Source organism: Streptomyces sp. NPDC033178 (assembly GCF_055577685.1).
The window spans coordinates 533,048-559,777 of the sequence record NZ_JBVIPT010000003.1 but is presented as its reverse complement, the minus strand read 5'-3'; the positions used below and the strand labels follow the sequence as shown (position 1 = coordinate 559,777).

Sequence of the window (26,730 nt, the reverse complement as noted above, 5' to 3'; positions counted from 1 at the left end):
CCTTGTCGGTCCCGCGCCCTCCCGTGCGTCCGGCCCGGGTGGCAGATTCGTCCGGCCCGGTTGTCAGGACACCGTGCAGGACTGGTCGCCGAGCTTGAATGCCGTCGGTTTCCCGTTCGTCCCCGACCAGCTCCCCGTGAATCCGAAGCTCACCGACGAGCCGGATGCCACGTTCGCGTTCCAGCCCAGGTTCTTCATCGTGACCGCCGCCGCGGACTGGGTGTGCTCCGCGTTCCACGCCTGGGTGACGCTCTGGCCGTTGGGGAAGGACCAGCCAAGTGCCCAGCCGTTCCATGGGGTTGAGCCGGTGTTGTCGAGCTGCACGTCTGCCTGGAAACCGCCCGACCACTGATTCGTGATCTTGTACGTCACCGCGCAGGCGCCGGTCGGTGTCGGGTCCGTGCCGCCGCCCCCACCTCCGCCGTCCGCGTCCGACGAGTCGCCGTAGATGACACCCCGGCCGTTCGTCGACACGTACACACGCCCGTAGACGCGCGGATCACCCGTGATGGCCGCGCCTGTCCAACCCCACTGGTGCGCGTCGTCGTTGATGCGTGTCCAGGTCGCGCCCTTGTCCGTGGAGCGGAAGATGCCGCGTACGCCGCCGATCTTCGCGCTCGTGTAGAGCGTCTGGTAGGAGGCGCCGGCCGCAGCCTTGCCGAAGCCGATCGTGTCGGCCTGCTCGACGCCCGACAGCTTGGTGAAGGTCGCGCCGCCGTCCGTGGAGTGCCACAGCCCGTACGCGCCGTCGCTCGCCCCGCCCGCCAGCCACACGTCACCCTTCGTACCGGGCAGCGCCTTGAACCGTACGCTGTCGCCGCTCGGCAGCCCGGTAGCGGACGAGGCCGTGAAGGAGACCCCGCCGTCCGAACTGACGTAGAACCTGCCCGACTTGAAGCCGTAGAAGGTCTTCGGGTCGACGCGGTCCGACTCGACGATCGCACCGGCCGGAATGCCGGTCGACGCCGACCACGAGGTGCCGAAGCCCGTCGCGTGGTGCACGCCCGCGCCCTCCGGACTCCACACGAACCGGCTGCCGTCGGACGCCGCCGCGACCGTGCCGCCGCCGCTCACCCCCGAAGGGTCGGTCCCCGCGAACCAGTTGGCGCCGTTGTCCGTGGAGAACGCCACATGCGGACCCGAGTCGAGATTGCCGGCCCGCACCACCGTGCCCGGGTTGGACTCCGCGAAGTCGAGGCTCGTCGTCGTGGTGAAGTTCGGCGAAGTGAACATCATCGAGGGGACCTTGGTGAGGTCCGTGTGCCGGAAGCCGCCGATGTCGCCCAGTGCGCTGAGGAGTTGGGCCCCGCCGGACGGGGGAGCGGCCAGGTCGTTCACGGCCGTCTCCTCCAGACCCTGCACCATCGGCTTGATGGTGAACTGGCCGCCGCTGTCCCACTGGCCCAGGTTCTCGGTGCCGTAGACCGTCGCGCCCGTCCCGTACATCATCCGGGCCGAGTTGAACGGGTCGATCTCCAACGCCTCGGTCATCCAGCCGAGTTTGGGAGTCTGCTCGGGCGGCGACGGATTGGCGCCCCAGCTCAGCCACGGCGAGGACGAGACGTCCATCGTGTAGCGGTTCGAGCGGTTGGGGTACGAGGTGTAGTCCCAGGCCTTCGTCCAGGTGCCGCCGCTGTCCGTGGAGCGGAAGATTTGTGTGTCGGGCCACCAGGAGCTGTACGCCGTCGCCATGACCGTGCCCGGTTTCTGCCGGTCGACCGTCAGCCCGCTGAAGCCGTAGTAGGTGTCGGCCTCCGCGACCGGGCTGATGTTCGTCCAGGTGCCGGTGGCCGTCGCGTACCGCCACAGCTGCCCCTTGCCGCCGTCGTACGGCCCGCCCTTGTCGCTGTAGGCCAGGTAGAGGTATCCGTTCGTCGCGTCCAGGACCCCCTTGTGGGCCAGGTATCCCGTGGGCTGCCCGGCCAGGCGGGACCAGGTCGCGCCCGCGTCGGTGGAGCGGTAGACGGCGTTGTCCTTGTCGGCGACACCGACGTAGAGGGTCCCGGTGGCATTGGTGCCCGTGCCGGTCGACTCGTCGAAGGTCACCCAGGCGATGCCCTGGTTGTCGGAGGCGTACCCGCTCGTGTCGGTCGGATCCTGCACGTAGTTGCCGACGTTCGGGAAGTTCGTCACCTGCGACCAGGAGGCGCCCGAGTCCGTGGACCGCCACAGTCCCTTGCCACTCGGGGCGCCCAGATACAGCACGCTGTTCCTGTGGGGGTCGACAGCGAGCCGTTCACCCATGCCGCGCCCGGGCATGTTGCCGCCCAGCTTGAACGGCAGATCGGCCTTCTGCCAGGTCGCGCCACGGTCGGACGACCTGAGCACGGCCCCGTTCCCCGGATCCCAGCTGTTCGTGTACGTCCCGACGGCCGCGTACACCTTGCTCGGCTCGACCGCGTCCGAGGCCAGGCTCACGACGCCGGTGTGGCCCCAGCGGTCCCAGCCCACCGAGTCGAGCAGCGGGGTCCAGCTCTTCGACGACTCCTGCCAGCGGTAGGCACCGCCGATGTCGGTCCGGGCGTACGCGAGGTTCTTCTCGGACCGGTTGAAGACGATGCCGGGAACGAACCCGCCGCCGTCGATGCGCGCGTTCTTCCAGGTGTACGTGTCGGCCGCGATGGACGCCGAAGGCGCGGCCTTCTCGACGGGCTGCGCGGCCAGCGCGGGTGGCACACCCGCGAGCAGCCCGGCCGCGAGCCCGAGCACGGCGGTCAGGACGGGGGTTCTTCGCACGGTGACCCTCTCCTTGCACGTGGGGGGATGAGTACGCGAAAGGCGTGCGGACCGGACGGCCCCCGGTGAGCTCGGGGACCGTCCGACCCGGCGCACGCGAAGCTCGACGGGGCTATTCGAGGAGCTCCGCGTACGAGCCCATGGCAAGGGCGATGTCCGCCTGGGCCCAGAACCGGTGATACGTGAACGAGGGCGCGGCCCCGCCCGCCAGATACGCCTCGATCTTCGACCAGGCCGGATCGTCCTCGTAGAACGAGCGGATCGAGTCGAAGGTCGACGACGAGTTGATCGGGTCGCCGTTCGGCATGCTGCCGGTCCAGCCACTCGGGACGTACACGCCGTCGTCGAAGCGGTTGTAGTCGGCGCGGGTCTCCGGGACCGCGATGCCCAGCGCGTCCTGGTTGTTCTTCCACATGCCGTCGAGCAGCGCCTTCGCCGTGGTTCCGGCCTGCGTGTCACCGGAGCGGTCGGCGTAGTACGTCAGGGTCTTGGCGTACGCGGCCGCCACGCCGACGTCGTCCGTGTAGTCGGCGACGGTGACGTGAAGTCCCGTATTTGCACCGGGACTTGACGCGTTCCAGGTGTCGGGCCTGCCTGACCACCGGAGCGTGTTGGGGATGCGGAAGGAGCCGTCCGGGTTGACCGTGGTGTTGGCCAGCGCCCAGTCGACCCACTTGTCGAGGACGACCTTGGCATCGGCGTCACCCGTCTGCTGGTAGTACTCGGCGACCCGCTCCATCGACCATGCCTGGAAGCCGAACCACTGGTTGGACGGCGGGTCGTGGTAGACGGGCTTCTCGTCGTAGAACATGCCGTAGAAGGTCGGCGTACCGGAGGGCGGCGTCGCGTAGCGCCCCTGCCAGCTGTTGGTCGCGCCGCCCGCGATAGCCCCCTCGCTGGACTGCAGCCAGCGGTAGAACTCCAGCTGCCGGTCGAGGGACTTGGCCCAGTCCGCCTGCCCTGTCGCCGACTTGGGCTTCAGGTCGGCGTACGAGCTGAGCGCGTACGCCGCCAGGGGGTTCTGGTAGCCGCCGTGGGTGTGGCTGGAGCCGATGCGCCAGGCCCAGCCCGCTGAGGTGTCGGTGGCGCCGCCCCACGCGTAGTACCAGTTCAGCAGGTAGTGCGAGGCGTCCTTGCCGGTGCCGGCCGGGCAGGTGGACGGTCCCACGCAGTTGCCGATTTTCTTGAAGTACTTGTCGTACATGGAGTAGCGGAGGTAGTCGCCCATCTTCGCGGCCTTGCCGACGGTCGCCGTGACGGCGGAGCCGTTGCCCTGCTGCTTGGCCCAGATGTCGGCCCAGTACGCGGCCTGCACGGCGCGTGCGTCGGCGTCGGGGGCGTTGGTGAACTTCCACTGTTTGGCGTACGAGGCGTCCTTGGTGAACAGGTCCAAGTACCCGTTCGTACCGCCGTACTTGAAGGCGTCGCACGTCGGCTGCGGCACGGTCTCCCACACCGACTCCTGCGATCCGCGCTGGAAGGTGTTGATGTACGAGGGACCGGTGTCCGTCGGACCCGCCTCGCACTTGCCGGGCGAATTGCCGTACCCGTAGACGTTGTCGACGTCCTGCAGCCAGTGCATGCCGTAGATGTCGTCCGTGCCGTACGCGCTCTTCAGTTCGGCGGCGATCGGATCGGAGCCGACCGACACACCGCTGTCGAGCTGCGCCGGATACTCGTTCGGGGTGTCGTGCTCGGGCGCGTACGTCGCCGGCTTTGCAGCGTTGTAGAAGGAGTTCGTCGGCTGGTCGGCCTTCGTGGGGATCATGAACTTCTCCATGATCTCCCAGGCACCGTTGAACCTGGACCAGTCGCCCGTCACCTTGCCGTACATGGCCTGGAGCCAGAGCAGATAGCTGTACGCCTCCGACGTCGTCTCATGGCCGTGGTCGGGCGCCTCGACGATCAGCGTCTCCACCGAGTGGTACGGGATGCCCTCCGGGGAGAAGTAGCCGTTCGCCGGGTTGGTGATCTTCCCGTAGAGCTCAAGGAAACGGGCGTCGTACTCCTTCGACGCGGCGAGCTGGGTGACGGTGACCGCGCCCTTCGCGTGCCCGGTGGCCGTCGACTCGAAGGTCGCCGAACCGGTGCCCGAGGCGGCGGCCGTGACGGTCACCTTCTGGGCGGTGTTCCAGTTCGACGGCGTGAAGGTGAGCGATGCCCCGCCGGTGACGGACAGGCCTGTGTTGCCGCTCGCGCGAGCGGTCGCCACGGTCACGTTCGCCGACGGCTGGGTCGAGAGCTTCACGTCGTACGTGCCCGACTTGCCCTGCTGGACGCCGAGTTGGGTCGGCGAGACCACCACGGCGGGACCCGAGGCGACCGTGATGCCGACCGGTGTGGACTCCGCCGACGCGCCCAGGCTGTCGTACGCCTTCGCGAGCAGCGAATGACTGCCCACGGTCAAGCCAGAGGCCGAGAGCGTGTACGGCGAGCTGGTGTCGGTGCCCAGCAGCGTCGTGTCGTCGTAGAACTCGACCTTGCTGATCGTGGCGTTGTCCGCGGCCGCGGCGGTCGCGGCGAGCGGTACGGCATCGCCCTGGGAGTAGACGGCGCCCGCGGCGGGGCTGGTCAGCACGGTGATCGGCGGCTGGTGGGCGCCGGTGCAGGCCGTGCCGTTGATCGCGAAGGACGTGGGCGCGGCGTTGGTGCCGCTGTACGTGAACTGGGCGCCGGTCGTCACCGCGGCACCCACCCCGATCGTCCCGTTCCAGGACGCGTTCCTCGTGGTGACCGTCCTGCCGGACTGCGACCACGTACCGCTCCAGCCGCTGCTGAGCTGCTGGTTGCCCGCGTAGTCGTACGTCAGGGTCCAGCCGCTGATGGCCTCCGTGCCGCGGTTGGTGAGGGTGAGCTCGGCGGTGAAGCCGGAGCCCCAGTCGTTCGTCTTGTAGTCGACGCTGCACTGGACGGCCGCCGCCTGAGCGGGGGTCACGCCGGTCGCCAGTGTGGTCAACGGAAGGGCGAGGGCCGCCACCACGGCGGTCCACATCCGCCGCGCGAGGCGGCGTCTGGGTCTGGGTGCCATGTTCTGGTTCCTCTCCATGCGGCTCGGAGATGGGGGGAGGGGCAACAAGCCTTGAACCAGTGGGAGCGCTCCCATAGTGGGGATGAGGGTCGAAGGGGTCAAGGTGCTTGAAGAGTCGAAATGATTCGATAGATCAAGAGTGCAACTCCTCTGTCCTTTACCAACACTTGGCGCTACCTTCTTCGGCACCAGTGGGAGCGGTTCCATCAGTCGACACGTCCGTCACGACGTGTCAGAGCTGCAAGGAGTCGCTCATGCGACACCCCCCGCGTTCATCTCTTTTAGTGGCCGGCGCTGCGGATCTCTGTCATGGACACCGCATGCGTGTCGGTCGCTGCACGGCTTCGGGAGTCGCGCCCGCCTGCCCGGTGGAGTGCTCCGAGCTCACCCTCATCCCCCATGACGACGGCATTCCCGCGCCGTCGTACGGCATCGGGCTGCGCGAACGTCCGCGCTCCCTAGACGGATAGGACACCCCGCACATGAGCCGTACCAGAACAGCAATCCTCGCGGCGGTGGCGCTGGTCGCCGGCACCGCGGGCGCCGCCGTCGCGGCGATCCCCCCGGATGCCGGCGTGGCCGCCATTCCCTGCACCGTCGACTACAAGGTGCAGAACCAGTGGGACTCCGGCTACACCGCCGCGGTCACCGTCACCAACAACAGCGCGGCCAAGTCGAGTTGGGCCGTGAAGTGGTCGTACGCCGGAAACCAGAAGGTCACCAGCGGCTGGAACGCGAAGCTCAGCCAGAGCGGCACCGCCGTCACCGCGGCCAACGAGAGCTACAACGGCACGCTGGGGACCGGGAGTTCGGTCAGCTTCGGCTTCAACGGCACCTACAGCGGCACCAACGCGCTGCCCACCACGTTCACCCTGGACGGCGTGACCTGCAACGTCGACGACGGTGGCAGCGGCCCCGGACCCACGGACCCGCCGGCCCCGGGCGCCAAGGTCGACAACCCGTACGCGGGCGCCAAGGTGTACGTGAACCCGGAGTGGAAGGCCAAGGCCACCGCGGAAACCGGAGGCAGCCGGATCGCCAACCAGCCGACCGGCGTGTGGCTCGACCGGATCGCCGCCATCAACGGTGTGAACGGCGGCATGGGCCTGCGCGCCCACCTGGACGCGGCGCTGGCGCAGAAGGGTTCCGACGAGCTGGTCGTCCAGCTGGTCATCTACAACCTGCCGGGCCGTGACTGCGCGGCCCTCGCCTCCAACGGCGAACTCGGCCCGACGGAGATCGACAAGTACAAGACCCAGTACATCGACCCGATCGCGGCCATCCTCAAGGACACCAAGTACGCGGGTCTGCGGATCGTCACGACCGTCGAGATCGACTCGCTGCCGAATCTGGTCACGAACGTCTCGCCGCGCGTCACCGCCACCGCCAACTGCGACACGATGAAGGCGAACGGCAACTACGTGAAGGGCGTCGGCTACGCGCTGAACAAGCTCGGCGACGCGCCCAACGTCTACAACTACGTGGACGCCGGACACCACGGCTGGCTCGGCTGGGACGACAACTTCGCGCCCTCAGCCGCCCTGTTCAAGGAGGCGGCCACCGCCGAGGGCGCGACCGTCGCCGATGTGCACGGCTTCATCGTGAACACCGCCAACTACAGCGCCCTCAAGGAGAACCACTTCACGATCAACGACTCCGTGGGTGGCGCGTCGGTCCGTACGTCGAAGTGGATCGACTGGAACCGGTACGTCGACGAGCAGTCGTACGCGCAGGCCATGCGCAACCAACTGGTCTCGATCGGCTTCCCGTCCGGGATCGGCATGCTGATCGACACCTCCCGCAACGGCTGGGGCGGCACGGCCAGGCCCACCGGTCCCGGGGCGACGACCAACGTCGACACGTACGTCGACGGGGGCCGTTACGACCGGCGTATCCACCTCGGCAACTGGTGCAACCAGTCGGGCGCCGGTCTCGGCGAACGGCCGCAGGCCTCACCGGCGACCGGCATCGACGCGTACGTGTGGATGAAGCCGCCGGGTGAGTCGGACGGGTCGAGCACCGCCATTCCCAACGACGAGGGCAAGGGCTTCGACCGGATGTGCGACCCGACGTACACCGGCAACCCGCGGAACAACAACAACATGTCGGGCGCGCTGCCGAACGCGCCGTTGTCGGGGCACTGGTTCTCGGCGCAGTTCCAGGAGCTCATGAAGAACGCGTATCCGGCGTTGTGACCTTGCGCTGAGCGCGGGGTCGCGTTGCGCGGTTCCCCGCGCCCCTGTCGGGGCGTGGGGAACTCTTTGCTGTTCTGGCAAGGCGAGTGGCTGTTCTGGGGAGGTGGTAGCACGCTGTCCGTATCCCGGACGAGAGGCTTGGAACCATGGCACACGACCACGGGCAGCACGACGAACAGGGTCACGGTCACACGCACACCCACATCGACTTCGCCGAGATGCTTCCGATGCTGGAGCAGGAGGCCGAGCTGTTCACGCCGCTCTACGCGGAGGCGGCGGGCTGGCTGCGGGAGCGGCAGCCGGAACCCGAGATGATCGTCGACGCGGGCAGCGGTCCCGGTGTCATCTCCTGTCTGCTCGCCGATACGTTTCCCAAGGCGCGGGTCGTCGCCGTGGACGGTGCCGGGCCCCTCCTGGAGGCGGCCCGCGCCCGTGCGGCCCGCCTCGGGATCGCTGACCGCTTCGGCACGCTGGAGGCCGAACTCGGCGACGGACTGGGCGACTTGGAATACCCGGCCGACCTTCTCTGGGCCAGCCGGTCCCTGCACCACGTCGGCGACCAGCGGGCCGCCCTCGCCGGGTTCGCCGAGCGGCTCGCGCCCGGCGGGGTCCTCGCGCTGCTGGAGGGCGGCCTGCCCTCGCGCTACCTTCCGCGCGACATCGGTATCGGGCGGCCCGGTCTGCAGTCCCGGCTGGACGCGGTCGAGCAGGAGTGGTTCACACGGATGCGCCGTGAGCTGCCGGGGGCGGCCGAGGAGACCGAGGACTGGGCCGGACTGCTGACGGCCGTCGGGTTGCGGCACGCGGCGACCCGTACGTTCCTGCTCGATCTGCCCGCGCCGCTGTCGGAGGAGGGGCGCGCCTTTGTCGCGACCAGCCTCGGCCATCGCCGGACCGGGCTCGCGGAGGGCCTTGAGGCCGATGACCTCGCCGTGCTCGACCGGCTTCTCGACGCGGACGACAAGGCGAGCGTGTACCACCGGCCGGATGTGTTCCTGCTCGCCGCGATGACCGTGTATGTCGGGGTGAAGGCCTAGCGCTTCGCGCGGCGCGCACTCGCCTGGGTGTGTTGACATCGAGTGCTCTCCAAGTGATGGACTCCGGGCACTTCGTGACGGACACGACACGGACACGGCTTGGGGGAACGTATGAGTGACTCACCAGTGGCGCTGATCACCGGCGGCGGCAGCGGGATCGGTGCGGCGGTGGCGCGTCAGCTGCTCGACGCCGGGCACCGGGTGACGGTGACGGGGCGCGGGGAGGATCGGCTGCGCGGGTTCGCCGAACAACTTGGCAAGCCCGAGGGGCTGTTGACGATCAGGGGTGACGCGGCCGACTACGACCATGTCCAGGCGGCCGTCGAGGCGACGGTGAAGGAGTTCGGCCGGCTCGACACCGTCGTCGCCAACGCCGGGTACGCCACGCACGACACCGTCGCCGAGGGCGATCCGGCCGGGTGGCGGGACATGGTGCTGACCAATGTGCTCGGTCCAGCGCTGCTCATCCGGGCGTCGATCGACCAGTTGAAGGAGACGCGGGGGCGGATCGTGCTCGTCGGCAGCGTCGCGGGCCATATCCACGGGCCCGGCAACATCTACGGGGCGACGAAGTGGGCCGTGACCGGCCTCGCCGAGAACACCCGGCGGCAGGTCACCGAGTACGGCGTGGGGGTGACCCTGATCTCGCCCGGCCGGGTGGAGACACCGTTCTGGGACAGCTACGGCAGCCTGCCGCCCGGGCATCTGCTCACCTCGGACCAGCTCGCCGAGTCGGTCGTCTGGGCGATCCGGCAGCCGAGCGGGGTGGACGTGAACACCGTCGTCGTACGGCCGATCGGCCAGCCGGTCTGAGCAGCGGCTCCACGCCGGTCTGAGCAGTCGCGCCGGGCCGGTCCGAGTCGGGGGGGCATGAGAGGCCGGTCCGGCCGCGGCGGGATTCGCGGTCGGACCGGCCTCCGTCAGCTCACCGGTTCGTCAAGCTCGCCGACCCGCCGACCCGCCGACCCGACGACTGGCCAACCCGCCGACCCGCCGGTTCGTCGCTTCTCGGTCGTGCTCGTCTCAGTTGTCTTCAAGGAACTGCTCCGCGAGCGCCTCGCCGAGGGACGCCGCCGCTTCCTGGTCCTCGATGGGGGAGATCCGGGAGTCGGTGAAGACGATGTACGTGACTCCCGAGGCCGCGCCGCCGGTCGCAGGGTCGGGATTGATACCGAGGGCCCGCGCGGTGGCGTACGAGGCCTCGCCGATGATCTTCGTGGGGCCGGTGTCACCGACGACCGCGTACTGGACCTCGTCGCCGTGGATCACCGCCGCCACGCTGCCGCCCCTGATGCCGGAGCTCGTGTAGTTCCAGATGCCGCTGGGGCCGGGCACCACGATGTAGGGGAGCTCCTCGGAGTTGAGCGGTCTGCCGTCGGACTGGTGGAAGGCCGTCTGGTCCTGGAACCACGGATCGGTGCGCTTGTTGCACTCGGTGGTGACCTGGCCGTCGCAGTCGATGTCCATGTCGGCCTTCCAGAAGACCGCGCCGTTCATGCCGCACACGGGGACGGTGGCCGGTGCCCCCACGTCGAGGCTGTACCTGCCGTTCGAGATCTGCGAGCAGGACGTCATCTCGGCGAGCAGGTCGGAGGCGGTGACCGTACCCCCCGGAGCCTGTACGGGGGCGGCGCCCGCCGGGAGGGCCGCGGCGGCGAGCAGCGCGGTGCCGGCGGCTGCGGCGGCGAGGGTCAGTGTTCGAGTGCGCACTGTGGGAGGACCCTTCTGGGCCTTGGGGACGTCACGCGGCGGGGCGACGTGCATCCGACGTGTAGGGGGACATCGACGGGGACGAGGGGGACATCGACGGGCATATGTGTGTTCGCTGAACGGGTACTCGGGCGAGCCTGACCGATCCCCCTCCCGTCGGCGAGGATGCCGCGCCTTGTCTCACCCGCCCGCCGCATCCACGACACCGTGTCGGCAGAGCCCCCGCCCGCCCGCGGCCCGGCGGCCAGGAGACCGGGATGCAAGGAAGCCCCGACCACACGACGAAGCCGCCGCCCGAGCATGTCGGGCGACGGCTTCCGGTGCCGCGGGTCCTGCGACCGTACGGTCAGTCGTTGACGTTCGCCGGGTCCGAGCCGACCCGGCGGTCCTCGTTGAGCGCGCTGATCGCGGCGATGTCCTCGGTGTCGAGGGAGAAGTCGAAGACGTCGATGTTCTCCTTGATCCGGGACGGGGTCACGGACTTGGGGATCACCACGTTCCCGAGCTGGAGGTGCCAGCGCAGGACGATCTGGGCCGGCGTGCGGTTGTGCTTCTGGGCGATGGCCACGATCGCCGGGACCTCCAGCAGGCCCTTGCCCGAACCGAGCGGGGACCAGGCCTCCGTGGCGATGCCCTGCTCCGCGTGGTACTCGCGGGACGCGTGCTGCTGGAGGTGCGGGTGCAGCTCGATCTGGTTGACCGCCGGAATGACGGACGTCGCCTCGATCAGCTTCTCCAGGTGCTCCGGAAGGAAGTTGGAGACACCGATCGACTTGGCGCGGCCGTCCGCGTAGAGCTTCTCGAAGGCCTTGAACGTGTCGATGTACTTCCCCTTGGCCGGCATCGGCCAGTGGATGAGGTACAGGTCGACGTAGTCGAGGCCGAGCTTCTCCAGGGACGCGTCGAAGGCGCGCAGCGTCGAGTCGTATCCCTGGTCGGCGTTCCAGAGCTTGGTGGTGACGAAGAGGTCCTTGCGGGCGACGCCGGAGGAGGCGAGGCCCCTGCCGGTGCCCTTTTCGTTGCCGTAGATCGCCGCAGTGTCGATGCTGCGGTACCCGGCCTCCAGCGCGGTGGCGACCGCCCGCTCCGCCTCGTCGTCCGGCACCTGCCAGACACCGAAGCCCAGCTGGGGCATCTCGACGCCGTTGTTCAGGATGATCGGGGGGACCTTGCTCACGAGCTCTCGATCCTTCAGTCGTCGGGTGGTACTCCCATCGTCAACGATCACGGGCCGTCGTGCATTCCTGTCCCGCTTTCCGGCCCTGTGCGTGCGCCGAGCGAATCGGAGATTGGCCGGAAACCTACCCGGGTTCGCAGGTCCGAACCATTGACCGCGTCCTGTCGGTACGGGGACTCTTCTGCATGTTGGTGAACGGGGTGCACGTATGTGAACTCAGAAACCCGACGACGAGAATGAGAGACCCATGACCCCCACACGAAGGAACCTGCTCGGCGCGGCACTGGGCGGCGTGGCCGCCGCGGCCGTCGGTCCACCCGCCCTCGCGGCCCCCGCCGCGTCCTGGCAGCTGAAGTGGTCCCCGTCGGCGCGCACCAACGGGCTCGGCGCCTTCGAGACCCTGGAGGACGACCGCGCGGACTCGCACCCGGCGGCCTCCCCGCACATCTTCGCCACGGGCGACAACTGGCGGTTCAACATGCACACCGTCGACCGCGACACGTCGACGGACCGTCAGCGACACGAGGTCACAGGCCTGCGCAACGGCTCCGGCAGCAACTACCTCAAGTGGACCGAGGGCCAGACCTGGCGGGTGACGTACTCGATGTACATCCCCAGCTCCCTGAAGGCGACCACCACCTTCACCCACATCATGCAGATGAAGCAGCCGGGCACCGGCAGCTCGCCGATCGTCGTGCAGTCGCTCCGGCGAGTGGGCGGCGTGCAGACCATCGAGTTGAAGCTGTTCGAGGAGGACATCCTCGTCGGCCGCACGAACCTCGAACCCCTGCACAACAAGTGGATCGACGTCGACTTCCAGATCAAGGTCGGCAACGGCTCGGCCGGTTCCGTCCGCTGGATCCTGAAGAACGGCTCGACGACGGTCGTCGACGCGTCACGTACGGGCGTGGACACGTTTCTGGCCGACCGCGTACGCCCCAAGTGGGGCATCTACCGCTCCCTCGGCGACACCTCCGGCTCCCTCCAGGACTGCTATCTCCTGCTCTCGAACATGCGGGGCTACCAGCTGGTGTGAGCCGCTGGTGTGATCCGCTCGCGCGGGCCGATCGGGTCGGTGGCTCGTGTGGGTGGGTGGCCGGGGGGCGGGTGCGGGCCGTCAGTTCGTGGTCGTGCCCAGGTACGCGTCCCGGACCCGCCGGTCGGCGTGCACTTCGGCGGGGGTGCCCTCGGCGAGGACGTGGCCCAGGTCCAGTACGACGACCCGGGCCGACAGTTCCATGACGAAGGCGACGTTGTGCTCGACGAGGAGGACGGCACAGCCTTCCTCGTCGGAGAGCCGGCGTACGACGGACGACAGTTGACGGCGTTCGTCGGCCGTCATCCCGGACGCGGGCTCGTCCAGCAGCAGCACCCTGGGCGGGTCCGCGACCGCCCGCGCCAGCTCGACCATGCGGGCCCGGCCCACCGGCAGGGCGCCGGCGTAGGCGTCACCGAGGTCGTCGAGCCCGCAGGCGCGCAGGACGGTGGCCGCCCGGGCGCGGCGGTCCCGCTCGTAGGTACGCCGTGTCGGGGACGCCAGCAGATCGGCCGCGAGTCCGCCTCCGCCGCCGCGCCACTCCTGGGCCACGACCAGGTTGTCGGCCACGGTGAGCTGGCCGAACAGCTGCTGCCGCTGGAAGGTGCGGCGCATACCGTGGCGGGCGCGCCATACGGGGGAGCGTCGGGTGACGTCCGATCCGTCTAGATGGACCCGGCCCTCGTCGGGGCGCCGGATGCCGGAGAGCACGTCGAAGAGCGTCGTCTTTCCGGCACCGTTGGGGCCGATGAGCCCGCAGATCTCCCCGGGACGGAGAGTGAGGCTCACGTCGTCGAGCGCCCGGACACCGCCGAAGCGGACGCCGATGCTGGTGGCCTGGAGGGCGGGGGACACGGGGTGCTCGGGGCGTACGGGGGGCACGGGGGTGCTGCTCATGGCCGGACCCCTCCCCGTGTCTGGGACGGGATGGTCGGATTCACGGGGGACGCGGGGCCTGGATCGGAACCGGAACCGGAATCGGGATCGGGGGTGGGGCCGGGGCTGGGTTCGGGGCTGGCCTCGGCTTCGGGACCCGGGGTTGGACCGGCTTCGGGACCCGGGGTTGGACCGGCCTCGGAACCCGGGGCGGGACCGGCTTCGGGACCCGTACCCGCTTCGGGCCCGGCCGCCAGGCCCAGATACGCCTCCGTCAGCCGGGCCGTCTCCACGGATGCCCGAGGGCCGCACCACGTCACCCGCCCCTGCGCGAGGTACGCGACGGTGTCCGCGACCCCCAGCGCCTCGGTCGCCTTCTCCTCGACCAGGAGCAACGCCGTTCCGGTGTCGCGGAGTTCGGTGAGGAGGCGGAACACCTCCTCGACGATGCGCGGGGCGAGGCCCAGGGACGGTTCGTCCGCGATCAGGACCTTCGGGGGGCGTTGGAGGAGCGGCGCGAGGGCGAGCATCTGCTGTTCGCCGCCGGAGAGGGAGCCGGCGGGCACGCCACGTCGTCCGGCGAGGCCGGGGAACCGCTCGTACACGGCCTCACGCTGGTCCTTCTCCCGTAGATACAGGGCGAGGTTCTCCTCGATGGTGAGCGCCGGGAAGATGCCTCGCCCCTCCGGTGCCAGGACCACCCCGGCGCGCGACCGGCGTACGGCTCCCTCGCGGGTGGCGTCGCGCCCGGCCACGTACACCTGGCCGCCGAGCGGACCGACCAGGCCCGCCGCGACACGGCATGTCGTCGATTTCCCGGCACCGTTCGGGCCGAGGAGCGCGACGATCTCGCCGGGGTGTACGGCCAGGTCCACCCCGTGCAGGACGGGCGCGCCGTCGTATCCGGCACGGACGGCGCGGAGTTCGAGGGCGGGCGTCGCTTCGGTGGGGGAGGCGGGCGCCGCCGACGGGGCGCCGGCCTCGGCGACGCCGGCTGGACTCCTCTTCGGCTCCGCCCTCGTACCCATCGATGTCTTCCGCTCCGCCCTCGAACCCATCGATGTCTCTGCACCGGCCTCGGCCGGGCCCCCACGCGCCAACCGCCTCCGATGCACCCGCACCGACACCGCCGCGCAGTACCCGTCCGGGTCGTTCGCCAGTGCCAGGCCCGCGAGGCCGAAGAGGATCACCGGGAGGTGGACGGACTCGGTGACGTAGTCGGAGACGAGGTGCGGTACGAGGGCGTAGACGAGCCCGGCCACGACCGCGAACTGGGGGCGGCGCAGGCCCGCCGCGACGACCACCGCGAGCCAGATCAGTCCCGTCATCGCGGTGAAGTCGGTAGCGGTGACACGGGTGTTGTAGGAGGCGTACATCACGCCTCCGAAGCCCGCGAGCCCGGCCGACAGGGTGAACAGGACCAGTTTGGTCCGGACGACCGACACCCCGGAGGCCACCGCCGCCGCGGGCGCCGAGCGCACCGCGAGCATGGCCCGCCCGGACGGCGAGCCGCGCAGCGCGCTGAGCGCGGCGACGGCGGCGGTGACCAGCACGAGCAGCGCGACACCGAACGCCCGGTCGTCGTTCAGATCCACCGGACCGAAGACCGGCCGGGGGATCGACCACCCCGTGTCGCCGTTCCTCAACCAGCCGATCTGGAACAGGACTTGGTCCGCCAGGAAGGCGAGCGCGAGGGTCGCGAGGGCGAGCGATCGGCCGCCGAGCCGCAGCGCCGGAAGGGCCACCAGGGCACCGAGCACGGCCGCCGCGCACGTCCCCACGGCGGCCGCGGCCACGAAGGGCCAGCCATGACTCATCAGCAGCCCCGCCACCAGCGCCGCCCCGGTCACGAACGTCGCCTGCGCCAGCGACACCATCGCGCCGAGCCCGGTCACCACCGTGAAGGACACGAACACCAGGGACAGGGCGAGCCCTTGGGCGAGGATGCCGCTCCAGAACGGGGTCGTCACCGTGTAGAAGGCCACGGCGATCAGCACGGCGGCCGCCGCCCACGGTCCCCACCGCCGAAGCCGGGAACGGCCCGCCAGATAGTCGACCGGCGGCGCGTCCACGGCCGCCGTCCCCGCCGTACGGCTGCGTCTGGTCAGCAGGAGCAGACCGGCGAAGAGGATCAGGAACGGTACGGCGGTGCGGAAGCCGGTGATCCGCTCGGCGAAGTTCGCGTACCCGGCGACCAGGTTCTGCAGCACCCCGAGCCCGAGCCCGCCCGCGAACGCCAACGGGACGGAGACGAAGCGGCCGAGCACCGCCGCCGTCGCCGAGACGAAGAGGAAGAGCGTGAAGTCGTGGGCCGACAGGCCGAGCAGAGGGGTGGCAAGGACACCCGCCAGGCCCGCGAGCCCCGACGACAGCATCCACGCGATCGACGACAGCCGGTCCGCGCTCAGCCCGCGCAGCTCCACCAGCGAACGGTCGTCGACGGCCGCCCGGAGCTTCAGCCCCAGCGGGGTGTGCCGCATCAGGACCCAGAGTCCGACGGCAACCACCGCGGTCGCGACCCAGGTGATCAACTGGTCCGAGTCGATCCCCACACCGTCCGTCAGCTGCCAGGACTTCGCCGGACTCGGCCCGACACCGGGCAGCCCGAACTGGTTCTCGGCCGGTTTCACCGACGCGCCCGCGTCCTCCAGCAGCTCGACGATCCACAGCCCGAGCGCGGGCAGCGCCACCAACAGCCCGATGGTGGCGACGATCTGGGCCGTCTCGCCCACCCGCGCCAGCTTGCGGAACATCAGCCGGTCGAGTCCCCAGCCCAGCGCGGGTGCCGCCACACAGACCAGCAGCACGGCTGTCGGTACGGCGGGCCAGCCGAAGCCCGAGTGGAGTTCGTAGAAGGCGAGCGCGCAGAGATAGGCGGTCGCGCCGTGGGCGAAGTTGAAGAGGCCAGAGGCCGAGTAGGAGAGCACGAGACCGGTGGCGAGCAGCGCGTACAGCGCACCGGACACCAGTCCGCTCAGTACGAATCCGAGAAGGTCCGCCATGCCGAGTCCCCCAATCCCCAAATCCCCGAGTCGTCAAGTCGCCTTCGGCCGCGCCCACTTGAAGTCGTGCCTACGTGAAGTAGCGCCTACGTGAAGTAGCGCCTACTTGAAGGGGATCGGCGGATAGCACCTGAAGGGCGACGAGACGACGTACTTCCCGTCCTTGAGCTGGACGAGCGCCCCGCAGCCGAACGACTCCCTCTGCCCCTTGGGCTCCGCCCGGTCGCCGACCATCGTGCCGGTGTCCGTGAATCCGTCCGCCGCCTTCTGGAAGGACGCCACCGTCAGGTCCTTGCCGGCCTTCTCGGCGATGGCGAGGAAGAGGTCGGCCGACATGTAGCCGGTCATCATGTGCATGTTCAGAGGCACGTTCTTTCCGGCGGCCTTCCTGATGTCCTCCCTGAACTGCGTCATCGCCGGGCTGTCCTGCTCGAACGGCTGGAACGACAGCAGGACGTGCACCCCGTCGAGCGCCTTCTTCGTCGCGCTCTTCGCGAGCAGCCCGGGGTCGTAGTCGGTCGGATCGGTGAGCAGTCCGGAGTACCCCGTGCGCTTGATCGCCGTGAACAGGCCGATGTTGTACGGGGTCTGCATCACCGAGACGATCGCGTCCGGAGCCTTGCCGCGGTTGCTCCGCAGGATCTCCTTCGTGTACGCCGACCAGTCGTTCGGCACGGAGGTCGCGGGCACCGACGGCTTCGCGAACGCCACCTTGAATCCCGCCGACGCGAAGCTCTGCTTGTACGTGCGGATGGCGAACGTCCCGGCGTCGCTGTCGTTGGCGAGGATCGCCACGCTCTTGCCCGCCGAACCGCCCAGCACCTTCTTCAGGCCCTCGGGCCAGGTCTGCGAGATGGTGCCGCCGGGCATCGGCACCATGCAGCCGCCGAAACCGTAGATGTACGTGGGCCCGCAGAAGGACGGCAGTGTGCCCCAGCCGAAGGTGGGAACCTTCTGCTTCTGCAGGAAGTCCGCGCCGGAGAACGTCGTCGAACTCATCGGCGCGATCGCGAACACCTTGTCCTGCTGGACGAGTTTGCGGGCCGCCGTGAGGTTCTTGGCCGGATCCTGGCCGTCGTCCTCGGCGCCCAGGTAGTCGATCTTCCGCCCGTTCACACCGCCTTCGGCGTTGGCGCGGTCGAAGCGGGCCCTGGCCCCGAGGTCGGTGTCCTTCTTCGAGTACCCGCTGGCAGTGGTCATCGAGACGATGCCGCCCACCTTGACGGAGGTGTCGGAGACTCCGCGTACGGAATCCCCGGCCTCCGAACTCCCTGTGGTGGAAGCGGAGTTGCAGGCACTCGCCAGGAGCAGGGCGGTTGCGGCCGCAGTGGCGGCGATGGTTCGGATCGGTCGCGACACGGTCGGGTCCCCCTCCGTCGGGTGACCGAAATAATCCGTGCGATCTGACGATGCGTCAATATCTGACGCATCGGTATGTGATGAGCCGTCAGGTCTGCTTGCTTGTCGACCGCGGGTTCGTTGTGGCTGGTCGCGCCCCGCGGCGGAGCCGCACGATGTCACAGCCCCGCGCCCCTTCAGGGGCGCGCTACGCGCGGTAGAGCGCCTCGACCTCCGCGCCGTACGCGTTCTCGATCGCCTTGCGCTTCAGCTTCAGGGAGGGTGTCAGCAACCCGTGTTCCTCGGTGAACTGGTGGGCCAGTATCCGGAACGTGCGGATCGACTCGGCCTGGGAGACGAGGGTGTTCGCGGCGACGACGGCACGCCGCACCTCGGTCTCCAGGTCGGGGTCCCGGACCAGCTCCGACGGCGTCAGCTGGGGCTTGTCCCGCATCTGCAGCCAGTGTTCGACGGCCTCTCCGTCGAGCGTGACGAGCGCCGCGATGTACGGGCGGTCGTTGCCGACGACTATGCACTGCGCGACCAGTGGATGGTCGCGCACCCGCTCCTCCAGGATCCCCGGCGAGACGCTCTTGCCGCCGGAGGTAACCAGGATCTCCTTCTTGCGCCCGGTGATGGTGAGATAGCCGTCCTCGTCGAGCGCGCCCAGGTCACCGGTGGCGAGCCAGCCGTCGTGCAGCGCCGCGTCGGTGGCCTTCGGGTCGTTGAGATAGCCCTGGAAGACGTTGGAGCCGCTCAGCCAGATCTCGCCGTCGTCCGCGATGTGCACGGTCGTGCCCGGGATGGGCTGCCCGACGGTGCCGTACCGGGTGCGCTCGGGCGGGTTGGCGGTCGCGGCCGCCGTGGACTCGGTGAGCCCGTATCCCTCGTAGATCTGCACGCCGGCGCCCGCGAAGAACAGGCCGAGCCGCCGGTCCATCGCCGAGCCGCCGGACATCGCGTGCTTGACGCGACCGCCCATCGCGGCACGGATCTTGGAGTAGACGAGCTTGTCGAACAGCTGGTGCTGCATCCGGAGCGCCGCCGAGGGCCCGGGGCCGATGCCCCACGCCTTCGCCTCCGCCGCGTCCGCGTAGCGCACGGCGACCTCGACGGCCTTCTCGAACGGGCCCGCCCTGCCCTCCCGCTCCGCCTTCCTGCGCGCTGCGTTGAAGACCTTCTCGAAGATGTACGGCACCGCGAGGAAGAACGTCGGCTGGAAAGCGGCCAGATCTGGCAGCAGGGCCGCCGCGTTGAGCTGCGGCTGATGGCCGAATTTGACCCGCCCGCGGATCGCCGCGACCTGCACCATGCGCCCGAAGACGTGCGCGAGCGGCAGGAACAGCAGGGTGGCCGCCTGGTCGCCGCGCTTGGAGTGGAACAGCGGCTCCCAGCGCTCGGTGACCGTGTCCGACTCGAACATGAAGTTCGCGTGGGAGAGGACACAGCCCTTGGGGCGGCCGGTCGTTCCGGACGTGTAGATGATCGTCGCCGTCGACTCGGGCGTGACCGCCCGCCGGTGCCGGTGCACCACCTCGTCGTCGATGTGGCCACCGGCCTCGTACAGCTCCTGCACCGCGCCCGTGTCCAGCTGCCACAGCTTGTGCAGTGTCGGCAGCCGGTCGATGACCGTGGCGATGGTCATCGCGTGGTCCTCGTGCTCCACCATCGCGGCCGACACCTGCGCGTCGTGCAGCATCCAGAAGACCTGCTCGGCCGACGAGGTGGGGTAGATGGGCACGACCTGCGCGCCGATCGACCACAGCGCGAAGTCGAAGAGCGTCCACTCGTAGCGGGTACGGGACATGATCGCGACCCGGTCGCCGAACCGGATGCCGTGCGCCAGCAAACCCTTGGCCAGCGCCAGGACCTCGTCGCGGAACTCGGCGGACGTCACATCGCGCCACTGGCCCTGGTCGTCCTTGCGGCCGAGTGCGATGTAGAGCGGATCCTCCTGGGCATGTTCGAACACGGCATCGGCCAGACCGCCCACCGGCGGTGCCGACGCCAGGGGAGGGTTGGTGAACTCGCGCAATCCCCGCTCCTTGTGGTGCTCCACAGCGCCGTGAAAGCTACCCCACCATGCCCCGCGGCGGGAGGGGCGCCGAATCGGTGTGACGGCGGGTGTGTGCACTGGTCAACCGTTGAAATACGGCCACAAGGGGGGAGGCCGGGACAGAATCCTTACTCTTCCGTAAGTTTCGGACCCGTAATCTCCACGGAATCTGTACGACCCACTTACGATGCGCCGGGCCCTTCAGGGGGCCGATCAGCCGCGCGGTGCCGGGACCCTGTCCGTCGGGACGGGGCTGTCCAGCGGCGGCTCCTGGCGCCGGCGAGGTGCGCGCACCAGCATCAGTACCAGCGCACCCGCGAGCGTTCCCGTCACACCTGCGACCACGGCTGCCGTGTTCAGGCCCGATGCGAAGGCCGCGTGGAGGGTGTGCGAGGAGAAGGTGCCCCGCAGGGCCTCCGCGCCCCCGCCCGCGAGGGTGTGTGCGGCGTCGTGCGGAAGGGTGTCCCGCAATCCGGGACGTGACGACCGTGCCGAAGACGGCGACGCCGAGCGCGTACCCGAGCTGCCTAGAGGTGTTGACCGCGCCGCCGCCATGCCCGCGCGTTCGGGCCGCACGGTGGCCGGCGCGGCGCCCGCGAGCGTCGGCGCCACCAGACCCGTACCGAGGCCCACCAGGACCAGCCGCATGATGTGACAGCCCCGCGCCCCTGAAGAGGCGCCCCCCGGGGACTCAGCGAGTTCGGTGAAGTCTGACTCCGCCCGCCAGGATCGACGACGCCAACGCGTCCGCCGCGCCCTTGGCCGCCGTGTGGCGTTTGGCGTGTACGAGGACGAAGTCGACCTCGCCCAGTTCGGGGAGGCCGGCGCGGTCGGGGACGCGGACGAGGCCCGGCGGGATCAGGCCGCGGGAGTGGGCCATCACGCCCAGGCCCGCTCGGGCGGCCGCGATGAGGCCGTTGAGGCTGCCGCTGGTGCAGGCGATGCGCCAGGCGCGGCCCTGGCGTTCCAGGGCCTCCAGGGCCAGGGCGCGGGTGATGCCCGGCGGCGGGTACACGATCAGCGGGACCGGACGCTCGGGGTCCAGGCGGAGCCGCTCCGCGCCGATCCAGACCAGGCGGTCGTGCCAGACCAGTTCGCCGCGCGGGTCCTCGGGGCGGCGCTTGGCCAGCACCAGGTCGAGCTTTCCGTCGGCCAACTGCTCGTGCAGGGTGCCCGAGAGCTCGACCGTCAGTTCCAGGTCGACCTCCGGGTGGTCGTGACGGAAGCCCTCCAGGATCTCGGTGAGGCGGGTGAGGACGAAGTCCTCCGAGGCACCGAAGCGCAGGCGGCCGCGCAGCCGCGTCCCCGTGAAGAACGCCGCCGCCTGCTCGTGCGCCTCCAGGATGCGGCGAGCGAAGCCGAGCATGGCCTCGCCGTCCTCCGTCAACTCCACGGAGTGGGTGTCCCGCGTGAACAGCTGCCGCCCGGCGGTGTCCTCCAGACGCCGCACATGCTGGCTGACCGTGGACTGGCGCAGCCCGAGCCGCCGGGCCGCCTGCGTGAAGCTCAGCGTCTGGGCCACCGCCAGGAACGTACGCAGCTGTGAGGGGTCGTACACACCCCCCAGGCTATCGCGGTTCGTGATGACAGTCAGAGTGGTATGACGGATTCCCGATCAAGGGTCCGAGGAGGACGATGGAGAGGGCACGACCCAGCACTGAACCGCCGAACTGAACCGCCGCACCGAACCGACTGAGCAACGGAGCACCGTGAAACGCCTGAAGTGGCCGTCCTGGCTGCCGATCGACCCGTACATCCTGCTGCTGCTCGGGACGGTGGGGCTCGCCGCCCTTCTGCCCGCCCGGGGGACCGGAGCCGAGGTCGCGTCCGGCGCCTCCACCGCGGCGATCGCCTTCCTCTTCTTCCTCTACGGCGCCCGCCTGTCCACCCGTGAGGCGATGGACGGCGTACGGCACTGGCGGCTCCACATCACGGTCCTGGCCTGTACGTTCGTACTGTTCCCGCTGCTCGGACTGGCGGCCCGCGGCCTCGAACCGGTGATCCTGAACCACTCGCTCTACACCGGACTGCTCTTCCTGACCCTGGTCCCGTCCACGGTCCAGTCCTCGATCGCCTTCACCTCGATGGCGCGCGGAAACGTTCCGGCCGCGATCTGCGCGGGCTCCTTCTCCTCGCTCGTGGGCATTGTGCTCACCCCGCTGCTCGCGGCGGCCCTTCTCGGCGGCAGCGGGAGCGGCTTCTCCGCGGACTCGCTCCTCAAGATCGTGCTCCAGCTGCTGGTGCCGTTCCTGGCCGGGCAGTTGCTGCGGCGCTGGATCGGCGGCTTCATAGCGCGCCACAAGAAGGTCCTCGGGTACGTGGACCGCGGCTCGATCCTGCTCGTCGTCTACACCGCGTTCAGCGAGGGCATGGTGCAGGGCATCTGGCACCAGGTCAGCCCGCTGCGCCTGGGCGGCCTGCTCGCGGTCGAGGCCGTGCTGCTCGCCGTGATGCTGGCGATCACCTGGTACGGCTCCAAGGCGCTGGGCTTCAACCGCGAGGACCGTATCGCCATCCAGTTCGCCGGCTCGAAGAAGTCCCTGGCGTCCGGACTGCCCATGGCGAGCGTGCTGTTCGGTGCCCATGCCTCGCTGGCCGTCCTGCCGCTGATGCTCTTCCACCAGATGCAGCTCATGGTCTGCGCGGTCATCGCCAAACGCCGCTCCCACGACCCCGAGGCCGGACAGCCCGTCACCCCGGCCCCAGCCGCAGAGTCACGAATCGCGGTCGGTACAGGGACACGTTCCGGCTGAGGTTCGCCTGCGCCGAGACCCCGCCGTTCGCGTCCAGCCAGTTGACGTCGTAGCTGAGCACGAGCCGGCCCCGGCTCACCGTCGGATGGACCTGCGGGTTGTACGCCGCCACGCCCGCCCCCTGCTCCGGCAGCGGCGGACTGAAGCCCTTGCCGGGCCCGTGCCAGGGCCCGGTGGGGGAGCACGCCCAGTACGAGGTGACGGTCGTCAGCCCCTCGGCGCCCGCCGCCATCGTGAACAGCACATACGTGCCCCCGTCGCGGGCGACCGTGAAGGCACTGCCCACCCCCTTGCGCCCGCCGTCGCCCAGCACGGGCTTCATGAGCGAGGGAATGGTCCACCGCTCGCCGTCCCAGTACCGCCACGCGCCGGGATCCGCGAGCCGGCCCCGGGGCACGCGCGCGACGTACGCCTTCGACGCCGGCTGGGCGGCCGCCCGCGCGTCGTCGCCGCCGAAGACGTACGTCCAGTCGCCGTCGTCGGTCAGCGCGGTCGTGCCGAACAGCACCCGCTTCGCCGGGTCCTGGACCCGCCGCTGGTCGAGGACCTGCACGATGCCTTCGAGCCGCAGGTCGGGCAGGGAGAGCGTGGCCACCTCGGTGGCCGTCGGCACCCCGTAGATCCAGGGGTACGTGCCGGTCGTACGGGTCCACAGCACGACCCGCACGACCTGCTCGGACGAGCCGGGGGAGCGGGGCTCGACCCGGGCGGCCACCGGCCAGCGCCACTGGCCGGGGGCCGGGTCCGCGAACAGGGGCGCCGGCAGCGTCCGTTGGAGACGGCCGCCGTCCATGACCACGGCCGAGTTGCGCACCAGGGGCGCGGTGGTGTCCCGCCACGCGTAGGACTCGCCCGCCGGGTTGGGCGGGCGGTACACCTGGCCGAGATACGTGTCCGAGAACAGCCACAGCACCCGGCCGTCCGGCAGCCGCACCGAGTGCGTGCCGTCGCCGCCGGTCCAGTCGTCGGCCCGCGAGGCGTCGTCCCCGTACCGCGCGAACTCGCCCGTGAGGTCCCGGTCCGCGGCCCAGGACGTGACCGTACGGGCCTGGCAGGAGCCCTCCCGGTCCTCGTCCTCCGGGAGGGCGGTGAGCAGCACGGCGCCGAGGACCAGGGCCAGGAGCAGGCCGAGCCCGGTCCCCGTGCGCTGTCGTGCTCGTGCGTTGTCGGGCACGCCCGGGACGTTAGTGGCTGCCGCTCACCCGGTCCATGGGCAGCCACAGCACGGTGTCCCGGGTCACAGGCGCGTCGCTCGTGCGGACGCCGGTCAGTTCGGCGTCGCTCAGCGACCGGTCGTAGACCCGGACGTCGTCGATCGCGCCCGTGAAGTGCGCCCGGCTGTCCAGCTTCTGCCCGATGTGCACGCCGAACGGCGCGTTGCGGCTCACGGAACCCGGCACGTCCGCGGTGCTGACCGAGGCCCCGTCGATGAACAGCGTGAGCTGTCCACCGCCGCGGCGCAGCGCCAGATGGTGCCACTGGCCGTCGTTGTACGCGCCGGTCGTGCGCACGGACGCGGACCGCGGGGCGCTCGCGCCGTCCCGCACGGTGATCAGCCCCTGGAGGCGGCCGCTCGCGGGTTCGCCGCGCAGCCACACCTGCGGCTGGGTGCCGCCGACCCCGCCCATCCACAGCAGGGGCTGCTCACCGGTGGTGGCGGTGTAGCGGAACCAGAGGGACGCGGTGAAGTCCTTCGTCCCGAGCGGCAGTTCGTCCCGGTAGGGCAGGCGTACGGCGTCGTCGGTGCCGTCGAACTCAAGGGCGCCGCCGAACACACCGTCCGTCTCCCCGGCCCCGCCGAGGACCGTCGCGCGGGGTGCGCGCGGGGCACGGTCGACGGTGGTCGGGTCCGGGCCGCGGCGGGGCTGCAGCCAGTCCTCGGTGAACCGCGCGAACCGGATCTCGTCGCGCGCGTCTATCGCCCCGCCCTCGTACATCAGGCCGACCGTGCTGCCACCGATGCCCACCATGTCCGAGTAGCCGGACCAGTCCGTCGTGACGACCGTGCCGCGGTCCACACTGTCCCAGGTGCGCCCGCCGTCGTAGGAGGAGCGGACCATCATCGTGCGGCGGCGGTCAGGGTCACCGGGGCAGGCGAGCAGGATCCGGTTGCCAAGCCGCAGCGTGGAACCCTGCACCTGGGGCGTGTAGAGGTCGGGCAGCGCACGGAAGGGCGAGGTGAAGCTGTTGCCGCCGTCGCGGCTGAACGCCTGGGTGCGGTGCCCGAGATCGGTGCCGTCCTGCTCGCGGCCGCTGACGAGGATCGTCCCGTCGGCGCCCTCGGTCATCGTCATCTCGGACGGCTTCTGCCGGAACGTGCCGTCGTCCGCGATCGGCCACGAGTCCGTCGCCCCGATCCGCCAGTGGTCGCCGCCGTCGTCGCTGACGATGAGCGCGGCGTGGTTGGCGCTCACCCGACTGCCGTTCCAGGTCTCGGTGTTGACGCCGAAGACCAGCCGGCCCGCGTGCCTGCCCCGGGTCAGCTGGATGCCGTGGACGGGACCGGTCGCGTACCAGGAGTTCCAGTGGGCGGGCAGGATCTCGTCGCTGAGGTCGCGGGGTTCGGACCAGGTGCGGCCGTCGTCGTCGCTGTGCTGCATGTGCGGGGTGCGGTCGCACGGCACATCGCAGTTGCGGCCGTCCGTACGGCCCGTGTTGTAGGTCTCCGCCAGTACGACACGGCCGGTCTCGCGGTCCACGATCGGGGCGGGGTTGCCGTGCGTGTCGCCCGCGCCCTCGTTGACGACCTGCAGCGGGCCCCAGGTGCGGCCCCCGTCGGTGGAGCGCTTGAGCACGATGTCTATGTCGCCGGCGTCGCTGCAGTCGTTCACCCGGCCCTCGGCGAACGCGAGCAGTGTGCCCTTCGTGGTCTTCACGACGGCAGGGATGCGGTAGCAGGCGTAACCGGGATCCTGGGAGGCCTTGAAAAGCACCTGCTGCTCGAACCCGGTGGGCGCGGTGGCCGCGGTGGACGCCGGGCTGGCCGCGGTGGACCTCGCGGATTCGGCGGGCCCGTCGGCCGGTTGGGCGTGCGCGGTGCTCGGCAGCCCGAGCAGCGCGGTCGCGGTGAGAACCGCTGTCAGGGTGGAGCCGAGTCGTGCGCGAGCAGTGGATCTGAGACGTGCGCGAATGCTTGACGGCATGGTGCGACCTGCCCTTCATGCGTCTGGACATCTGGATACGTCTGGACATCTGGACATCCCACGTCCAACGTGCGCGCCACAGACGCTACTTGGGCTCTCAGGCACCCCACAAGAAGCGTGCACGGGTCGTGCCGGGGGAAGTTGGCGCACGGCGGACGAGGGCTCGGTGCCGCTTGGTGGTGTGCGCCTCCCCTCGGCGGTCGGGCGGTTCGCGTTCCGGCGGTCGGGCGGGTTCCGTCCCGTGCTCCTCGGAGCCCGCCCGGAGACTGTGGAACACCCGGTGCCGCGGGCGGGTGAGGACGCGGGCCGGGCTAGGTGAGTTCCCTCCGTCGGAGCAGTGGCGGCGGCACCGGGAGGAGCCCCGCGGGCGCGGGGGCGGGGGCGGCCCCGCCGCCTCGGCGGCAGACGAGCGCGTCCGGGTCGCCGGCGGGCGCCTGGAGGCTGTAGCCGTCCGGGCACGCGGGCCCGGGGTCGCCCTCTCGCCCTTGGGGCCGGGATCACCCTTCGGCCCCTGATAGCCCTGCGAGCCGTCGGAACCGGGCGGCCCGACGGGGCCCCCGCTCCGTCCGCGCCGTTCGCCCCGTTCAGGCCGTCGGCGCCCGCGGGACCCGGCTCGCCGGGCTCTCCCGACGGCCCTGCGGGG

General features: G+C 70.2%; 17 protein-coding genes and 1 pseudogene. 6 read left to right on the top strand and 12 right to left on the bottom strand.

All coding sequences use genetic code 11. The features are described from left to right. Positions 1-63 precede the first annotated feature (63 nt). Both ACZ5VQ_RS09720 and ACZ5VQ_RS09715 read right to left on the bottom strand, forming a co-directional pair. Positions 64-2,736: a cellulose binding domain-containing protein gene (locus ACZ5VQ_RS09720; RefSeq protein WP_469104430.1), complete on the bottom strand. Its 2,673-nt coding sequence runs from the start codon at positions 2,734-2,736 to the stop codon at positions 64-66. 112 nt (positions 2,737-2,848) lie between these two features. Continuing rightward, entirely contained in the window at positions 2,849-5,764 is a 2,916-nt protein-coding gene (locus ACZ5VQ_RS09715; RefSeq protein WP_469104429.1) for a glycoside hydrolase family 48 protein, read from the bottom strand. Between the two features lie 320 nt (positions 5,765-6,084). Between ACZ5VQ_RS09715 and ACZ5VQ_RS09710 the strand changes: the two genes are divergently transcribed. From ACZ5VQ_RS09710 to ACZ5VQ_RS09695, 4 genes are all read left to right on the top strand, one after another. After that, positions 6,085-6,234, top strand: a complete 150-nt coding sequence (locus ACZ5VQ_RS09710) for a hypothetical protein (protein ID WP_469104428.1) — start codon at positions 6,085-6,087, stop codon at positions 6,232-6,234. 12 nt (positions 6,235-6,246) lie between these two features. Beyond that, positions 6,247-7,959 (top strand): glycoside hydrolase family 6 protein, encoded by a 1,713-nt coding sequence (locus ACZ5VQ_RS09705; protein ID WP_469104427.1) that lies wholly within the window; start codon positions 6,247-6,249, stop codon positions 7,957-7,959. Between the two features lie 146 nt (positions 7,960-8,105). Next, positions 8,106-8,996: a class I SAM-dependent methyltransferase gene (locus tag ACZ5VQ_RS09700; RefSeq protein ID WP_469104426.1), complete on the top strand. Its 891-nt coding sequence runs from the start codon at positions 8,106-8,108 to the stop codon at positions 8,994-8,996. A 111-nt stretch (positions 8,997-9,107) separates the two neighbouring features. Continuing rightward, on the top strand, positions 9,108-9,809 hold the full coding sequence (locus tag ACZ5VQ_RS09695; protein ID WP_469104425.1) for an SDR family oxidoreductase: 702 nt from the start codon (positions 9,108-9,110) through the stop codon (positions 9,807-9,809). A gap of 210 nt (positions 9,810-10,019) precedes the next feature. Here ACZ5VQ_RS09695 and ACZ5VQ_RS09690 read toward each other — a convergent pair whose 3' ends face one another. Beyond that, positions 10,020-10,706: a glycoside hydrolase family 75 protein gene (locus ACZ5VQ_RS09690; RefSeq protein ID WP_469104424.1), complete on the bottom strand. Its 687-nt coding sequence runs from the start codon at positions 10,704-10,706 to the stop codon at positions 10,020-10,022. Positions 10,707-11,052: 346 nt separating this feature from the next. After that, a complete protein-coding gene (locus ACZ5VQ_RS09685) occupies positions 11,053-11,841 on the bottom strand; it encodes an aldo/keto reductase (protein WP_469104588.1) in 789 nt (262 codons plus the stop codon). A gap of 289 nt (positions 11,842-12,130) precedes the next feature. On the opposite strand from ACZ5VQ_RS09685, the gene ACZ5VQ_RS09680 reads away from it, so the two are divergent. Next, the gene (locus tag ACZ5VQ_RS09680) at positions 12,131-12,919 is read left to right on the top strand and encodes a polysaccharide lyase family protein (protein WP_362076745.1); all 789 of its coding nucleotides are present in this window, start codon (positions 12,131-12,133) and stop codon (positions 12,917-12,919) included. Between the two features lie 81 nt (positions 12,920-13,000). Here ACZ5VQ_RS09680 and ACZ5VQ_RS09675 read toward each other — a convergent pair whose 3' ends face one another. The 6 genes and pseudogenes from ACZ5VQ_RS09675 to ACZ5VQ_RS09650 all read right to left on the bottom strand — a co-directional run bounded on the left by ACZ5VQ_RS09675 (position 13,001) and on the right by ACZ5VQ_RS09650 (position 21,749). Further along, positions 13,001-13,816 carry an ABC transporter ATP-binding protein gene (locus ACZ5VQ_RS09675; protein ID WP_469104423.1) on the bottom strand — a complete coding sequence of 272 codons (816 nt, stop codon included), beginning with the start codon at positions 13,814-13,816 and terminating at the stop codon, positions 13,001-13,003. Next, on the bottom strand, positions 13,813-16,797 hold the full coding sequence (locus ACZ5VQ_RS09670; RefSeq protein ID WP_469104422.1) for an ABC transporter permease subunit: 2,985 nt from the start codon (positions 16,795-16,797) through the stop codon (positions 13,813-13,815). Before ACZ5VQ_RS09670 ends, ACZ5VQ_RS09675 begins: the two co-directional genes overlap by 4 nt. A gap of 102 nt (positions 16,798-16,899) precedes the next feature. Continuing rightward, on the bottom strand, positions 16,900-18,156 hold the full coding sequence (locus tag ACZ5VQ_RS09665) for an ABC transporter substrate-binding protein (RefSeq protein ID WP_469104421.1): 1,257 nt from the start codon (positions 18,154-18,156) through the stop codon (positions 16,900-16,902). A 187-nt stretch (positions 18,157-18,343) separates the two neighbouring features. Continuing rightward, positions 18,344-20,170 (bottom strand): AMP-dependent synthetase/ligase, encoded by a 1,827-nt coding sequence (locus tag ACZ5VQ_RS09660; RefSeq protein WP_469104420.1) that lies wholly within the window; start codon positions 20,168-20,170, stop codon positions 18,344-18,346. A 234-nt stretch (positions 20,171-20,404) separates the two neighbouring features. Further along, positions 20,405-20,833: pseudogene (locus ACZ5VQ_RS09655) on the bottom strand (MFS transporter); the annotation flags it as partial. Positions 20,834-20,882: 49 nt separating this feature from the next. Continuing rightward, complete coding sequence (locus tag ACZ5VQ_RS09650) at positions 20,883-21,749, bottom strand: LysR substrate-binding domain-containing protein (RefSeq protein WP_469104419.1); 867 nt, start codon at positions 21,747-21,749, stop codon at positions 20,883-20,885. 151 nt (positions 21,750-21,900) lie between these two features. On the opposite strand from ACZ5VQ_RS09650, the gene ACZ5VQ_RS09645 reads away from it, so the two are divergent. After that, positions 21,901-22,944, top strand: a complete 1,044-nt coding sequence (locus tag ACZ5VQ_RS09645; protein WP_469104418.1) for a bile acid:sodium symporter family protein — start codon at positions 21,901-21,903, stop codon at positions 22,942-22,944. Here the strand turns inward: ACZ5VQ_RS09645 and ACZ5VQ_RS09640 are convergent. Beyond that, the gene (locus ACZ5VQ_RS09640; protein WP_469104417.1) at positions 22,883-24,118 is read right to left on the bottom strand and encodes a DUF4185 domain-containing protein; all 1,236 of its coding nucleotides are present in this window, start codon (positions 24,116-24,118) and stop codon (positions 22,883-22,885) included. The genes ACZ5VQ_RS09645 and ACZ5VQ_RS09640 overlap by 62 nt on opposite strands. 10 nt (positions 24,119-24,128) lie before the next feature. Next, positions 24,129-26,087 (bottom strand): exo-alpha-sialidase, encoded by a 1,959-nt coding sequence (locus ACZ5VQ_RS09635; protein WP_469104416.1) that lies wholly within the window; start codon positions 26,085-26,087, stop codon positions 24,129-24,131. Positions 26,088-26,730 lie beyond the last annotated feature (643 nt).

Bases quoted from the DNA above. Each gene is read 5' to 3' on its own strand.
- ACZ5VQ_RS09635 (WP_469104416.1), bottom strand. From the start codon at position 26,087: ATGCCGTCAAGCATTCGCGCACGTCTCAGATCCACTGCTCGCGCACGA.
- ACZ5VQ_RS09685 (WP_469104588.1), bottom strand. From the start codon at position 11,841: ATGCCCCAGCTGGGCTTCGGTGTCTGGCAGGTGCCGGACGACGAGGCG.
- ACZ5VQ_RS09695 (WP_469104425.1), top strand. From the start codon at position 9,108: ATGAGTGACTCACCAGTGGCGCTGATCACCGGCGGCGGCAGCGGGATC.
- ACZ5VQ_RS09715 (WP_469104429.1), bottom strand. From the start codon at position 5,764: ATGGCACCCAGACCCAGACGCCGCCTCGCGCGGCGGATGTGGACCGCC.
- ACZ5VQ_RS09675 (WP_469104423.1), bottom strand. From the start codon at position 13,816: ATGAGCAGCACCCCCGTGCCCCCCGTACGCCCCGAGCACCCCGTGTCC.
- ACZ5VQ_RS09700 (WP_469104426.1), top strand. From the start codon at position 8,106: ATGGCACACGACCACGGGCAGCACGACGAACAGGGTCACGGTCACACG.
- ACZ5VQ_RS09670 (WP_469104422.1), bottom strand. From the start codon at position 16,797: ATGGCGGACCTTCTCGGATTCGTACTGAGCGGACTGGTGTCCGGTGCG.
- ACZ5VQ_RS09680 (WP_362076745.1), top strand. From the start codon at position 12,131: ATGACCCCCACACGAAGGAACCTGCTCGGCGCGGCACTGGGCGGCGTG.
- ACZ5VQ_RS09710 (WP_469104428.1), top strand. From the start codon at position 6,085: ATGCGTGTCGGTCGCTGCACGGCTTCGGGAGTCGCGCCCGCCTGCCCG.
- ACZ5VQ_RS09705 (WP_469104427.1), top strand. From the start codon at position 6,247: ATGAGCCGTACCAGAACAGCAATCCTCGCGGCGGTGGCGCTGGTCGCC.